Source organism: Pseudomonas sp. PNPG3 (genome assembly GCF_023093815.1).
Lineage (GTDB): Bacteria > Pseudomonadota > Gammaproteobacteria > Pseudomonadales > Pseudomonadaceae > Aquipseudomonas > Aquipseudomonas asiatica.
Genome location: NZ_JALLKV010000014.1, coordinates 1 through 14137, shown reverse-complemented (window position 1 = coordinate 14137; position 14137 = coordinate 1). Strand labels below are relative to the sequence as shown.

11 protein-coding genes and 1 riboswitch are annotated in these 14137 nt (G+C 63.3%); of the genes, 6 read left to right on the top strand and 5 right to left on the bottom strand.

The window, feature by feature from the left end:
* Positions 1–6 precede the first annotated feature (6 nt).
* The 3 genes from MJ643_RS11800 to MJ643_RS11790 form a co-directional block, all read right to left on the bottom strand.
* Positions 7–2328, bottom strand: coding sequence for an EAL domain-containing protein (locus MJ643_RS11800; protein WP_196184719.1), 2322 nt, complete (start codon positions 2326–2328; stop codon positions 7–9).
* Between the two features lie 81 nt (positions 2329–2409).
* Positions 2410–3393, bottom strand: a complete 984-nt coding sequence (locus MJ643_RS11795) for an SCO family protein (RefSeq protein ID WP_023663263.1) — start codon at positions 3391–3393, stop codon at positions 2410–2412.
* A gap of 57 nt (positions 3394–3450) precedes the next feature.
* Positions 3451–6843, bottom strand: coding sequence for a multicopper oxidase domain-containing protein (locus tag MJ643_RS11790; RefSeq protein WP_196184720.1), 3393 nt, complete (start codon positions 6841–6843; stop codon positions 3451–3453).
* Positions 6844–7068: 225 nt separating this feature from the next.
* Positions 7069–7183: riboswitch (TPP riboswitch) on the top strand.
* Positions 7184–7263: 80 nt separating this feature from the next.
* Here MJ643_RS11790 and MJ643_RS11785 point away from each other — a divergent pair.
* From MJ643_RS11785 to MJ643_RS11765, 5 genes are all read left to right on the top strand, one after another.
* Entirely contained in the window at positions 7264–7911 is a 648-nt protein-coding gene (locus MJ643_RS11785; RefSeq protein WP_024087147.1) for a TenA family protein, read from the top strand.
* Complete coding sequence (tenA, locus tag MJ643_RS11780) at positions 7908–8570, top strand: thiaminase II (protein WP_013972655.1); 663 nt, start codon at positions 7908–7910, stop codon at positions 8568–8570. The genes MJ643_RS11785 and tenA overlap by 4 nt, the downstream gene beginning before the upstream one ends.
* Before the next feature lie 223 nt (positions 8571–8793).
* The gene (gene codA, locus MJ643_RS11775) at positions 8794–10035 is read left to right on the top strand and encodes a cytosine deaminase (protein ID WP_013972654.1); all 1242 of its coding nucleotides are present in this window, start codon (positions 8794–8796) and stop codon (positions 10033–10035) included.
* A gap of 228 nt (positions 10036–10263) precedes the next feature.
* Positions 10264–11244, top strand: a complete 981-nt coding sequence (locus tag MJ643_RS11770) for a DNA-binding protein (protein ID WP_023661657.1) — start codon at positions 10264–10266, stop codon at positions 11242–11244.
* Positions 11245–11299: 55 nt separating this feature from the next.
* A complete protein-coding gene (locus tag MJ643_RS11765; protein ID WP_230397094.1) occupies positions 11300–11470 on the top strand; it encodes a DUF6021 family protein in 171 nt (56 codons plus the stop codon).
* Positions 11471–11578: 108 nt separating this feature from the next.
* On the opposite strand, the gene MJ643_RS11760 is transcribed toward MJ643_RS11765, so the two are convergent.
* Entirely contained in the window at positions 11579–11830 is a 252-nt protein-coding gene (locus MJ643_RS11760; RefSeq protein WP_013972652.1) for a hypothetical protein, read from the bottom strand.
* An 8-nt stretch (positions 11831–11838) separates the two neighbouring features.
* Positions 11839–12339 (bottom strand): DUF4142 domain-containing protein, encoded by a 501-nt coding sequence (locus tag MJ643_RS11755; RefSeq protein WP_013972651.1) that lies wholly within the window; start codon positions 12337–12339, stop codon positions 11839–11841.
* A gap of 152 nt (positions 12340–12491) precedes the next feature.
* Here MJ643_RS11755 and MJ643_RS11750 point away from each other — a divergent pair, with 152 nt between their 5' ends.
* Positions 12492–14060, top strand: a complete 1569-nt coding sequence (locus MJ643_RS11750) for a sensor domain-containing diguanylate cyclase (RefSeq protein WP_038409652.1) — start codon at positions 12492–12494, stop codon at positions 14058–14060.
* Positions 14061–14137: the final 77 nt, after the last annotated feature.

Below are 14137 nucleotides of genomic sequence, written 5' to 3'. Positions count from 1 at the left end.
CTTGCGTTACACGCAGGCCTTGTCCTCGACACCGTTGAAGAGCGGGTAGTCACGCAGCTGCGCCGGCGACAGCGGCCGGCTGAAGTGGTAGCCCTGGGCGATATCGCAGCCGGCAAGCTTCAGGCACACCACTTGTTCGCGGGTTTCCACGCCTTCGGCCACCACTTCTAGGCCCAGGCGTTTGGCAAGGATGATGGTGGACGATACGATCGGGCTGTCGTCGTGGCTGTTGGACAGCGGCGCAATCAGTGAGCGGTCGATCTTCAGCTTGCTCAGCGGCAGCGAATGCAGATGGGCAAAACCGGCGTAGCCGCGGCCGAAATCGTCCAGGCTGATGCCCAGCCCGGCGTCGCGAAGAGTGTGCAGGTGCGCCACCGCCGTGCCTTCGGGGTCGAGGATGGTGGTTTCGGTGATTTCCAGCTCCAGCCGCTGCGGGGCGATGGCGTACTGCTGCAGTTCGCTCAGTAGCCGTGCAGCGAAGTCTGCCTGGCGTAGCTGCAGCGCAGATACATTGACCGCCAGCCGCGTCTTCCGGCCTTGGGCGTCCCAACCCGACAGGGCCTCGCAGGCCAGGCGCAACACCTCCCAGCCCAGCTCGACAATGAAGCCGCTGCGTTCGGCCAGGTCAATGAACCGGTCAGGGTACAGCAGGCCGAACTCGGGGTGGTCCCAACGCACCAGCGCTTCGTAGCCCAGCACCTGCTGGGTGTCGAGGCGGATCTGTGGCTGGTAGTGCAGCACGAACTGGCGCTCGGCCAGGGCGCTGCCGAAGGCCTGTTCGAGGGTGAAGGCGTGGATGTCGGCCAGGTTCAGCGATGGGTCGAAGAAACGGTACTGCGCACGCCCGGCCTGCTTGGCCGAGTACATCGCGGCATCGGCACTGCGGATCAGGCTGTCGATGTCCTGGCCGTCGCGCGGGCAGATACTCACGCCTACGCTGGGGCTGGTGTTGACCTCCTGGCCGTCCAGCGCGTAGGTGGCCGACAGCTTCTGCACCAGTACGCGGACCCAGGCATTGATCTGCTCCTCGCTGCGCTCGCCGGCCAGCAGCACCACGAACTCGTCGCCACCAAAGCGCGAAGCCTCGTCGCCGGGTTCCAGCAGGCGCTGGATACGCCCGGCAACGGCCTGCAGCAGCAGGTCGCCGATCTTGTGCCCGAGCGAGTCGTTGATCGACTTGAAGCGGTCCATGTCGATGAACAGGATCGCCATCAGCCGGCGCTTGCCGCGTTGCCGGGTCAGCACCTGGCCGGCCACCTCGACGAACTGGCGGCGGTTGTGCAGGCCGCTGAGGTGGTCGGTGGCCGCGGCATGGCTGCTGCGCCGGTGTTCGTCCTCGAGGCGGTCGATCAACTGCTGGTTGACCTGCTGCGCCTGTTCCAGCGCGCTGAAGGCCTCCTGGCGCTTGCGCAACAGGCGCAAGGTCCACAGCAGGCTGGCGAGGATCATCAGGGTCATGCTCAGGTTCAACCAGAACTGCCGGGAATAGGCCAGCGTCGAGGGCGCGAGGATTTCGTCCTGGCGCTGGCTGACCACCACGCTGAAACCCCGCTCCGGCAGGCGCCGGTACAGGCTCTGGTAGGGGGCGCCGGCCGCGCACTGGGTCAGCATGCCTGCTTCACTGCCACTGTCCGGCAGCCCGGGCAGTAGTGCGTCACCGGCCACCACGCCGCTGCTATCGATGCGCACCCGCTCCAGGCCGTCATCCTGCAGCAGGCGCACCAGCCCGCTGCCGCCCAGGTCGATGTGCTGCAGCAGCACCGCCAGGTAGCCGATGTCCAGCTGCACCACCAGGATATTGTCGATTTCGCGACCGGGCAGGTTGGTCAGCGGCAGCAGGAAGGGCAGGTGCCAGTTGGGCACGGTGGTCGCTTGCCCGGGGGGCTGCACGCTGGGCAGGAACGGTTTGAAACCGTAGCGGGCAACGTGCCGCTGCAGCTGGCGCAGCCAGTCTTCGGGCAGCTCGGCGGCCTCGTCGGCATGGCTGGCCGACAACAGCCGGCCTTGCCGGTCGTACAGGCTCATGCGCTTGAATACCGGGTCTTCGGCAAGCATGCGCGCCAGGCTGACGCTGCCCTGGCTCAGCATCTTCATGTCGTCCTGGGCGACCCGGCCCACGGCCTGGGCGCGATCCACCAACTGGCGCAGGCTTTCGCCAACGATACTGGCCAGGTTCAGGTGCTCGGCGGCCTTGGCCGACAGCGTGTCCTGGCGGGCGGCAACCTTCTGCGAAACATGCAGCCCCCAGACAAAGGCCAGGGTGGCTGCACAGAGCATCAGGATCAGCAGCCGCAGAAGGCTGGCGGATGAAAGCGAACGGCGAATCACTGCTGATAGTTCCCGACCCTGGGTGATGGTCGAAAAATACGACAGTAAGATGACAGCCTAATGACTGGTGGCCAATTGCCTTTAAGGATTTCCCTTATCGGCCAGCGGCGTCTGCAGGCGCGCAGTTTCTTCCTCCATGTAACTCATCAGCGCGCTGACTTCGGTATCGCCCAGGCGCATGTTGGGCATGGCCACGCGGTTGTATTGTTCGTACAGCAGCATGGCCAGGGGGTCTTTCTGGGCCAGCATCTGGTCGGGCTCCTTCAGCCAGCGGGTCAGCCAGTTGGCATCACGCTGGCGGGTCACGCCGAGCAGGTCGGGGCCGATGCCGGGTTGTCCGGGCTCGGCATTGCCCAGGGTGTGGCAGGACGAGCAGCGGGTACGGAAGAGTTGCTCGCCACTGCTGGGTGCGCGCACCTCGGGAGCCTGGGCGTAGTCATTGGCCATGGCACTGGCCTGTTTCCAGTTGTGCAGGCTGTTGCCCAGGCGGTCGGCGAGAATGTACGGGTTTTCGAAGGGCGAGGCCTTCATCCAGCGGCCGGTGGCCTGGTTGCCGATGATCAGGCTCAGGTTGTGGTCCTTGGAGCGGCCGTTTTCCAGGCCATCGATGTACAGGCCCAGGCTGCGGCGCAATTGTTCGATATCGGCCGGCTCGCCGGTGAGCAGCGTCCAGCCGGGGCCGATACCAAACTTTTCGGCGTAGCGCTTGAGGGTGGCGGGGGTGTCGTTGTAGGGGTCGATGCTGATGGAGTAGAGGAAGATGTCCTTGCCGACCCGGTCACCGAGGATTTTCTGCACCTGACGCAGGCGCGCGGTTTCCACCGGGCAGGAGTCGGAGCAGCCGGTGAAGATGAAGTTGATGGCGACCACCTTGTCCTTGATCAGGTCGTCGAAGAAATGCACCTTTTCACCGTCCTGGGTGAGCAGCGGGATGTTGGGGAAGTAGTTTGCGCCCCAGGGAGTTGCAGCTTCCCCGGCCACGGGTTGCTGTGGTTGCAACGGCCAGAACGGGATACTGGCGGCGAACAGCGAGAGCACCAGCAGGAAACGCCATGAGCCGGACATGATGCGGTCCTCGTCGAAAACGGTAGCGGGGGCTGCATGGCAGCCCCCGCTTTTCGGTTACCTGATGCTGACCGGCGCCGTCACGCTCTGCCCCAGCGCCGATTTCACGGTCACGGTCGCCGGTGTGGCCGGGCCGCTGCCGGTGGTTGTGGTCGACAAGCGCCAACGGGCGCCGCTGGTAGTGGTACTCAGCGTGGCCGTACCCAGCAGCAGCGGGCCACTGGTGGTTGCCGCAGTCACGGTGATGCTGTTGCCGGTGGCCACCGTGGTGGTGCCCGAAATGTCCCAGGTAAAGCGGTTGCCGCTGCGCACCTGCACCGTGGCACTGGTGACCTGGATCTGGTCGACCGCCGCTGCCGGGCTCACCGCAATGCTGACCGTGGCCGGGGCCACCGATTCGGCGCCCTTGGCGTCACGAGCCGTGTAGTTGAAGCTGGCGGTGAACGCTGTGGTTACCGTGGCCGGTGGGACGTAGGTGACCGTGCTGCCGTCGGTACTGGTAGTGCCCTGGCCGGAGTTCGGCTGGCTGAGGCCGACTACGGTCAACGGCAGGTTGTTTTCCGGGTCGGTGTCGTTGGCCAGCACGTTCAAGGTGATCTGCTTGCCGGCCGTGGTAGCCGCGCTGTCGTTGGCCGCAACCGGCGGTTTGTTGGTCGGGTCGTCGTTATCATGGCCTTCGGTGCGGAAGGTCGGCAGCCCAACCGAAGCCACGTACTCCACGCCATCCCAACCCGGTAGTGGGGTCGGCATCACCTGGAACTGGCCTGGGTGTTCCAGGTCCCAGCGCAGCAGCATCGACGAGTCTTCATGCTGGGTGTTGTGGCAATGTTCCATGTAGGTACCGGCGAATTCGCGGAAGCGGATGGCCATTTCCACCTCTTTGGACGAGTCGGTATCCGGCCCTATGCGATACACGTCCTTGCGCGCCCATTTTTCCCATTCTGGCGGGGCCTTGCCGTCGCGACTGAGGATCACCCCTTCCTCGAAGTGCACATGCACCGGGTGACTCCAGCCATTGCCACCATTGATGATCTTCCATACTTCCAGGGTACCGTCGCCGCTGAAACCGCCGTCGGTAGACTGCTGGGTCAACTGTGGCGCCGCGTTGATGCGACGTGGGTCCATGGAGTAGCCAAAGCTGCCATCTGTCTTGATGGTCCAGGGCTGGGTGTCGGTACCGTCCGAGCGGCCGAAGATGAACTCGCGATGGCGGGCATCCTTGAGCTTGGCCTGGTCGGTGGCCGAATTACGGTCTATCGGCAGCGGCAGCATTTTCAGGCCTTCGGCCTTGCCCGGCTTGGCCGGTTCATAGGCAACCGGGTCCATGCTCAGGTCCTGGCCGCTGTAGGGCTGAACCACGAACTGCATGAACTTGCCGATCGCCGGGTCGCCGTTGTCCCACTCAGGCCCGTTGCTGGTCTGCTTGATCACCGCCTTGTATTTTTCCGACAGCACATCGGCCAGGGCAATGGCACCCTCCGGGCCCTTGCCGCTCTGATGTTCCTCCAGGTTGACCAGGTACAGCTTGTCGCCGACCTTGATGCCGTGTTTGGCGAAGTTGATGATGATGTCGTAGCGTTCGGCGATACCCTGCAGCGGCAGGACGCCGTTGTTGTCCTGCAGGTTGCCGTCACCGTTGAGGTCCATGGTGCCGTCGAACGGCACGGTGTGTTCCATGATGTTGCCGTCGTTGGCGATCATGTGGAACGGTACCCGCGCGTATGAAAGGTTGGAGCCGGTAGGGCCTTTGAACTCGCCGCTGTTGCCGGCGATCTCCCGCACGACGGCAAGCTTCAGGTAGCGCGACACCGAGCCATTGAGGATACGGAAGCGGTAGCTGCGCGCGCGTACCTTGAGCGTTGGCCGGTACTGCCAGTTGACCAGGATCTGGTCGCCGAGGAAGCCATCGGTGTTGAACGGGTTGAACCACAGCTGGCCGTTGGCATCCCAGGCCTTGTCGGCGATCACCAGGTTGACGTCGTAGTCGCGGTTACCCCACGGCATGCCCGAGCCACTGGGGAAACGTAGGTTGACGCCATCCTGCAGGGCCTCGTTGCCGCGATCCAGGGCGCTGTAGTAGTTCATCATCACGGCGTTGCCCTTGTAGACGTTCTGCGCTGTGAAATCCATCATGTGGTCGTGGAACCAGTGGGTGCTCATGGTTTCGCGCCAGTCACCACGAATCTTGATGCTGCCGTTCTGGCAGGTTTTCAGGCCGGGGTTGGCATCGTTGACGAACAAGGTTTCGCCCGCCGAGCAAGGGAACGCAGCGCGTGGGTCTTCGGCACGGGTGTTGATGGTGTCATACCCAGCCAGTTGCAGCGGCCAGCGGTAATCGTAGTACTGCCCCGGGAAGAAGTAGGCGTTTGCATAGCCATCGCTCTCGGCCGGGGAGTGGCCATTGTGCTCATGGGTCGAAAGGGTGTGCAGGCCAAACCCGGCGTTGGCCGAGGGGTCGATCGGCAACGCGTTGTAATGGCGCATCAGGATCGGTTGGCCATAGCGCACCATCAGCAGCTTGGGCGGGAAGGTGCCGTCGAAGGTCCATAGCGACTTGTGGTTTTGCAGCGGCATCTTCGGGTGGAAGCGGGTGTCGATGCCCTTGGTGGTGCCCAGTGTGTTCGGGATATCGGAAGTCTGGTAGTACAGGCCGCCCGGGGCGAACTCGCCAACTGCATAGTTGTGCAGCTGCTTGCGGTCACGCAGGCCGAGGTTGATGCGCGCACCGGCCTGGGCGGTCTTGAACCCCGCCTGCGGGTAGAACTCGTTCCAGCGCTGGTGCGACCAACCTTTTCCTGGTGGCCGGCCTTCCGCAGGCGAACCGACCGGTTGGCGGTTGAGGAACATCTCGATCTGCGCCTTCCATGGGTTGCGGTCGAGCACGTTGGAATACTGGGTCGGGAAGGGGTACAGGCCCGGCTGTTTGAGGAAGGCTTCCAGGGCTGTACCGCTGGGGCCGCTGCGGGCCACCACGTTGGGGTCCTGCGCTGGTGCCGCGCCCAGGGTCGGCACCGGGAAGGTCAGAGTGGGCGGCGGCAGCGTGGGGTCGAGCCTTTCCGTGCCGAATTCCTCGAATAGCAGTAACTGCTGGGTAAACGGCAACGCTCCGAACAGCGGGCTTGGCTTGCCATTGGTGGGGTATTTTTCCCCGGTTTGCAGGGCCGGTGGCAACACGTTGTTTGCGCTTACCGTGTTGCGGTCACCGTACACGCCATCGGTCAGTTCGAGTGAGCCTTGATTCGCCTCTGGCATGCTATAGAGGTCCAGCAAGGGCTGGGTCGGGTCAGCCGGCTGATCAGTGTAGGCCGACGGGTCGGTCGGCGGGGGCATGCTGTTGTCGTCCATGGGCGCCGCTGTCGCCGTGACCAGCCCAAGGCCGAGCATCAGCGTAGCGACGGTGGACAGCTGGAATGCATGCCTTGCAGGGTGGATCATGGCAGGTGTTTTCATTGCCTTGCGCCTCGTTTGCGCCGTCATGGCTATTTGCCCGTTTCCGGGGCTGGAGCAACGGGTGTGCCAACCCAAATACGAGGAATATGTTTCTAAATAAATCCTTGTGGCGCCTGATGCGCGCTAAATGCCACGGCGTCAAAAATGGGTGAGGGCCCCCACTAGTGGGTCACCCATTGCCCACAGATTGGGTGGTGACAGCTTCGGCGCCCTGGGGTATACCTGAGCGCCACCAAGGGGAGCCCGGGAACGGGCTGAGAAACCGCTGGATGCTGCAGCGCGGTGACCCTTCGAACCTGATCCGGATCATGCCGGCGAAGGGATGGGACTTTGAAACCTGCCTTTTTGCCGGCCTCACTGCGAGGCCCGTCCATGCCAATCACCGCGGTCTCGCTGTCACCCCCCATCAAGGACAGCAACATGACCGAACGCTTCAGCCAGTCCCTGCGCCGCCGCAGCGAGCCGACCTGGTCGGCGGCCGTTGGCCACCGCTTCGTCACCCAATTGTGCGACGGCAGCCTGCCGGACCCGATCATGGTCGACTACCTGGTGCAGGACCACCGCTTCCTCGACAGCTTCCTGACCCTGCTGGGCGCGGCCATCGCCACCGCCGACACCTTCGAGGCGCGCCTGCGCTTCGGGCGCTTTGCCGGGATGATCTCCAGTGACGAGAACACCTACTTCCTGCGCGCCTTCGAGGCCTTGGGGGTAAGCCCCGCACAACGCAGCGAACCAGCCGACACCGTCCCGACCGCAGGCTTCAAGGCGATCATGCGCGAAGCGGCGGCCACCCGGTCCTATGCGGCCGCGCTGGCGGTGCTCAACGTCGCCGAAGGCCTGTACCTGGACTGGGCGTTGAAGGCGCCAAAGCCAATGCCGGACAACTTCGTCCACGCTGAATGGATCACCCTGCACGACAACCCGGCATTCCAGGACTTCGTTGCCTTCCTGCAAGCCGAACTCGACCGCGTCGGCCCGCAGGACGCCGTGCTGGCGGGTGACTTCTACCAGCGCACCGTGGCGCTGGAGCTGGCCTTCTTCGATGCCGTCTACCCGGAGGACAAATGAGCATGGATATCTTCGACCGCCTCAAGGCTGCCGCCACGCCGCAGTGGAACAGCTACGTCGACCACGAATTCGTGCGCCAGATGGGCGAGGGTACGTTGAGCGAAGCCGCCTTCCGCACCTACCTGGTACAGGATTACCTGTTCCTCATCCAGTTCGCCCGCGCCTGGGCACTGGCTGCCTACAAGAGCCGTCGACCGGCCGACATCCGCGCCGCGCAGGCCGGGCTGGCGGCGATTCTGGATGAAACCGAACTGCACTTGCGCCTGTGCGCGCGCTGGGGCCTGACCCAGGCCGATATCGAGGCCGCGCCCGAACACCAGGCCACGGTTGCCTATACCCGCTATGTGCTGGACTGCGGTGCCGCGGGTGACCTGCTGGAGTTGCATGTGGCGCTGGCGCCTTGCGTGATCGGTTATGCCGAGATTGGCCGGGCGTTGTCCGAGCGCATTGGCGATCTGAGCAATCACCCGTACCGCGAGTGGATCGCCGAGTATGCCGGCGAGGGCTACCAGGGTGTCGCCACAGCGGCGCGCAAGCATCTGGACGAGCTGGCAGCGCGGAGCATGACCGAGCAACGGTTTGCCGAGCTGGTGGAGATCTTCGGCCAGGCGTCCAGCCTGGAGGCGGACTTCTGGCAGATGGGGTTGGCTAGCCAATAGCGCACTGCATGGCCCTGCGCGGACTCTTGTAGGAGCGGCCTTGTGTCGCGAAAGGGCTGCGAAGCAGCCCCAGCAATTTGTGCTTCTGCGCTGAAATCCTGGGGCTGCTTCGCAGCCCTTTCGCGACACAAGGCCGCTCCTACAAAGGTCCGCGCTAACCGGGCAGATGAGATTTAGGCCAATATGCTGGTAGGGCCACCCGCAAAGCCCAGGGAGAAGCATCATGAACATCATCAACGCACGCCTGCGTGGCAAGCCTGGCCTGTTCCGCATCGAGCTCAGCGGCGAACGCATCGCCGCCATCTTGCCCCAGGCCGAAAGGGGGGCGGCGCGCGCTGCCGATGACCTGGATGCCGGGCAGAACCTGGTGGTGGCGCCCTTTATCGAACCGCACATCCACCTGGACGCCACGCTGACCGCCGGCGAGCCGCAGTGGAACATGAGCGGGACCCTGTTCGAAGGCATCGAGCGCTGGGCCGAGCGCAAGGCAATCACCACCCACGACGACATCAAGAGCCGCGCTAAGAAGGCCATCGGCATGCTGGTGGATCATGGCATCCAGCATGTGCGTACCCATGTCGATGTCACCGACCCCACCCTGACTGCGCTAAAGGCCATGGTCGAAGTGCGTGACGAAGTGCGCCACCTGCTCGACCTGCAGATCGTCGCCTTCCCCCAGGAGGGTATCGAGTCGTACGCCAACGGCCGGGCGCTGATGACCGAAGCGGTGGCCATCGGTGCCGACGTGGTCGGCGGCATTCCACACTTCGAGAACACCCGCGACCAGGGCGTGTCGTCGGTCAAGTTCCTGATGGACCTGGCCGAACGTACCGGCTGCCTGGTGGATGTGCATTGCGACGAGACCGACGACCCGCAGTCGCGCTTTCTCGAAGTGCTGGCCGAAGAGGCGCGGGTGCGCGACATGGGCGCCCGGGTGACAGCCAGCCATACCGTAGCCATGGGCTCGTACGACAATGCCTACTGCTACAAGCTGTTCCGCCTGCTCAAGCAGTCGGGTATCAATTTCGTATCTTGCCCGACCGAGAGCATTCACCTGCAAGGGCGTTTCGACAACTACCCGAAACGCCGCGGCGTCACCCGCGTGGCCGAACTCGACCGGGCCGGGATGAACGTGTGCTTTGGCCAGGATTCCATCGTCGACCCTTGGTACCCGCTGGGCAATGGCAACATCCTGCGTATTCTGGAGGCCGGCCTGCACATCTGCCACATGCTTGGCTACGAAGACCTGCAGCGCTGCCTGGACCTGATCACCGACAACAGCGCCCGCACCCTGAACCTGGGCGAGCGTTACGGCATCGAAGTGGGGCGGCCGGCCAACCTGTTGCTGCTGTCTGCGCCGGACGATTACGAAATGGTGCGCAGTCAGGGGCATGCGCTGGTGTCGGTACGCAACGGCAAGGTGCTCATGCGTAGAACACCTGCCAGGGTTGAACACTACAGCTGACGCTCCCTGCTTCAGCATTCTGCAGCGCCCCGCCGGCTTGAAGCCGAGCGGGGCGCTTTGCTGTCTGGCGTACTGGTTTATGCCCGCGCACAGCTCCCAGGAACCATTCACATGCGATAAGCCGTGATTATTCCACCATAGGAAATGTTTGCTCGGGCAATGGCTTGCCTTCATAATCGGTATGTAATTACATGGTACATAACACGGTACAAAATCGTAGGAGCAAGCATGGCCCGGGGCGGTATAAACAAGGTTGTAGTGCAGCAGGCACGTCAGGCGCTGATTGCCCGGGGCGAGAACCCCAGCATCGATGCGATACGTATCGAGCTGGGCAACACCGGCTCCAAGACCACGATTCACCGCTACCTGAAAGAGTTGAACGGCCAGCAACCCGTGGCTTCCGAGGGTGGCATTGCGCTGAGTGACGTGCTGAGCCGAATGGTCGGGCAACTGGCAACCCAGTTGCAGGACGAGGCCGACCTGAAGATCGAGCAGGCGGAAAGCGCCTTCACACGACAGCGCGAACAGCTGGAGGCACAACTGGCCATTGCCCAGCAGGCACTGGCTGCGGCGCACCAACAGCATCAGATCGATGTGGCCGCACTGGCCGCCGAATCGGAAAAACTGCTTTCCACCCAAAGCACCCTGCAGGCCGAACAGCTGCGCAGTGCCAGCCTCAACCAGTCGCTGGGCGAGTTGCAGGTGCGCCTGGCCGACAAGGAGGAGCAGGTAAAATCACTGGAAGACAAGCACCGTCATGCCCGCGACGCGCTGGAGCACTACCGCAACGCCAGCCGCGAACAGCGTGAACAGGAGCAGCGCCGCCACGAAGCGCAGCTGCAACAGTTGCAGGTGGAGGTGCGTCAACTGCAGCAAGGCATGATCGTCAAGCAGGACGAGCTGACCCGCCTGCACCGCGACAACGAGCGCTTGCTGGGTGAGCATCGCCAGGCCGCCAGCGCCTGCAGGGCGCAGGACGAGTTGCTGGAGCAGCGTGATGCACAGATCCAGGGCTTGCGCACGATCCTGGCCCAGGCGCAGGGTGCAAGCGAGGAAATGCGTCGGCAGCTGGATGTGCAGGCACAGAGCCTCGAGGCCAGGCGCGACTTGTGCACGGAGCAGGCTCGTCAACTGCAGCAGCTCGAGGAGCAGCTGAAGCAACGTGATGAAGCGTTGGTTCAATGCCGAGCCCGGCTAGCTGTAGATTAATCAAACTTTTCCCGGCCGGTGGTTTCTTCCCTAGACACTCACCGGAGAAAGCCTCATGCCTGAACCACAACAGCCAGAAAAACATCCCCAAGGGCCCCATTCGTCCGAGAAGGCGAACAAACGCCAGGACTTGGGTTTCGACCCCGATTCGCCAGATGTGGAGGATCCGCAAGTCGACCCTCAAGGACCTGCCAAGCCACCGCGGGACGTCGAAAAATCCCCGTGAAGGTGGCATTTGTCGCTAAGGGCCGCTCAGCGGCCCCCGCGATCAACACGGTACTGCTTGGGGCACGCTGTCTCGAGGCCTTTGCCAGGCAAGCTACGCTCGCTTGACTCAGGACTCTGCCTGCCTGGCTGCCTCCACGCCCGCAGCCGAGAGTTTGATGGGGTAGTTCACACTGATCTGGTGGTCGCTGCTCACCGCAACGCTGCCATCCTGGATCAAACCGGCCTCCTGCAGCGTCTTGAGCATGCCGGCCACGGCTTTCTCGCCCCGGTAGTTGTCCAGCACTTCCTTGCCGAGCCCCTGGGGGTGAGCGTGCAACAGGCGAGTCAGCACTTCGGCTTTCAATGCATCGTTACTCATGGCGGGCCTCACTTGCCGTGTTTGGCCTGAAGCGCCTTGGCATGCTCCAGATGCTGTTCGAGCTTGGGCAGGGTTTCGCTGGCAAAGGCCTTCAATTCAGCCTTGTCGGAAGATGCGGCTTCCTTCTTGAACAACTCCACCGCCTTTTCGTGAGCGTCGACCTGGTTGTTGACGTAAGACTTGTCAAACGACTCCTCTCGCCATTCCAGGATCATTTTCTTGACCTTGTCGGTTATTGCCGCCTCATCGGGTACGGAGATGTCGAGCTTGCGAGCTATGTCGCCGAGTTTCTGATTGGCCTTGGTGTGGTCGCTGACCATCTGCTGGGCAAAGGTCTTGATTTCGGCATTCTGAGTTTTTTCCAGAGCCAGCTTGCCGGTGACCACTTCGGCAATACCGGCCTCGGTGGCCGCTTCGACGAAGTCATCGGAACTCGCCGCCATTGCCTGCACCGATGCCAAGCCCAACACCATGGAAAAACCGACACGCTTGATGAAGAGACTGCTCATGCTTCACTCCTTAAACCGTGGCGCGACCTCAGTGTCGCGTACGGTTGAGGGTGAATGGGGAGCAAAGGTTTAATCTTTTTCCTGGTCGGCTGCGCCCAGATGATGCTGAACTATAGTGAAACGCGGCGAACGCGGTAAGGCTAGGGATTTCAATGTGCGCAGCCAGGAAACAGGATGAGGACGGGCTCTTCGCGATAACCGGCGAGGGCCGGGCCGTGGCGCTGTTCCGCCTGGTACTCGCGTTCATGCTGGTGGTGATGCTCGCCTTCGTCGTGGTGGAAGGTTGGCGCATCTGGCGCGACTACCGGCACGCCTTCACCAATGCCGAGAACATGGTCTCCAATCTGGCCCGGGCCACGGCGCAGCATGCCGAAGATGCCATCCGCCAGGTCGACGCAATTACCGCGGCGCTGGCCGAGCGCCTGGAAGGCGACGGCTTCGAGCACATCGACCGGCCGCGCCTGCATACCTTGCTGGTCCAGCAGAAAAGCATCATGCCGCAGTTGCACGGGTTGTTCGTGTATGGCCCGGATGGCAGCTGGATCGTTACCGACCAGGCGGTAGTCCCGCCCAATGCCAACAATGCCGACCGCGACTACTTCATCTACCACCGCGAGCATACCGACCGCAGGGTTCACATCGGCTCGGTGGTGCGCAGCCGTTCTACTGGCGACCTGATCATCCCCATTTCGCGGCGCCTGCAATACGCCGATGGCAGCTTCGCCGGGGTGTTGCTGGGCACCATCAAGGTGGACTGGTTCGTACGCTACTACGGCGACTTCAAGATCGACGAACGCGGCGCGCTGGTACTGGCCAAGCGCGACGGCACTATCCTGGTACGGCGGCCGTTCGTCGAACAGGTGATTGGCCGCAGCCTTAGCAGCAGCGAGATCTTCCGCAAGCACCTGCCGCATGCAAGCGAAGGGGTGGCCGAGGCGGTCGCCGTGGTGGACGGTACGCCACGGCTGTATGGCTATCGCGCGCTGGCCAGCTACCCGTTGGTGGTGGAGGCCGGCTTGTCGCGGGAATCGATCGTCGCGCCCTGGCGGCACGATGCGATCAAGTCGGTGGCAGTGTTGCTGCTGTTGCTGGTGGGGCTGGCAGCGTTTGGTGGTGTGGTGTTGCGCCAGTTACGCGAGCGTATTGTCATCGAGCGGGCGCTGCACCAGGCACACCAGACCCTCAAGGCCCTGGCACTGACCGACAGCCTGACCGGCTTGGGTAACCGCAGGCGGCTGGACGCAGTGTTCGAGCCGGAGCTGCGTCGGGCACGACGCCAGGGCTACTCGCTGGCGCTGGTGATGCTCGACCTGGATTACTTCAAGGCCTACAACGACCGTTACGGGCACCCAGCGGGCGACCAGTGCCTGCGGCGCTTTGCCGAGGTGCTGCAGCAGGCACTGAAGCGGCCGGCCGACCTGGCTGTGCGCTATGGGGGCGAGGAGTTCACACTGCTGCTCCCCGATACCGATGCCCGCGGGGCGGAGCTGCTGGTGCAGGAAGTGCAACAGCTGTTGCGGCGTCAGATGCTGGAGCATGCAGGTAGCCCACTGGGGCGGGTGTCGTGCAGTGCGGGGATTGCCGTGGGTGACCTGGCGCGGGAGGGGGTGACGGCCGAGCGCCTGATGGCGGCAGCGGATGCGGCGCTGTACCAGGCCAAGCGCCGGGGGCGGGACGGGTATTGCCTGGCAGAACGTGCAGTGGTGGGCGTAGATGAATAAAGGCCCTTGGTTGCCTGTACCGGCCCCATCGCCGGCAAGCCAGCTTGTGTCTTCAAGGTCTCTTAAACTCGAAAGGG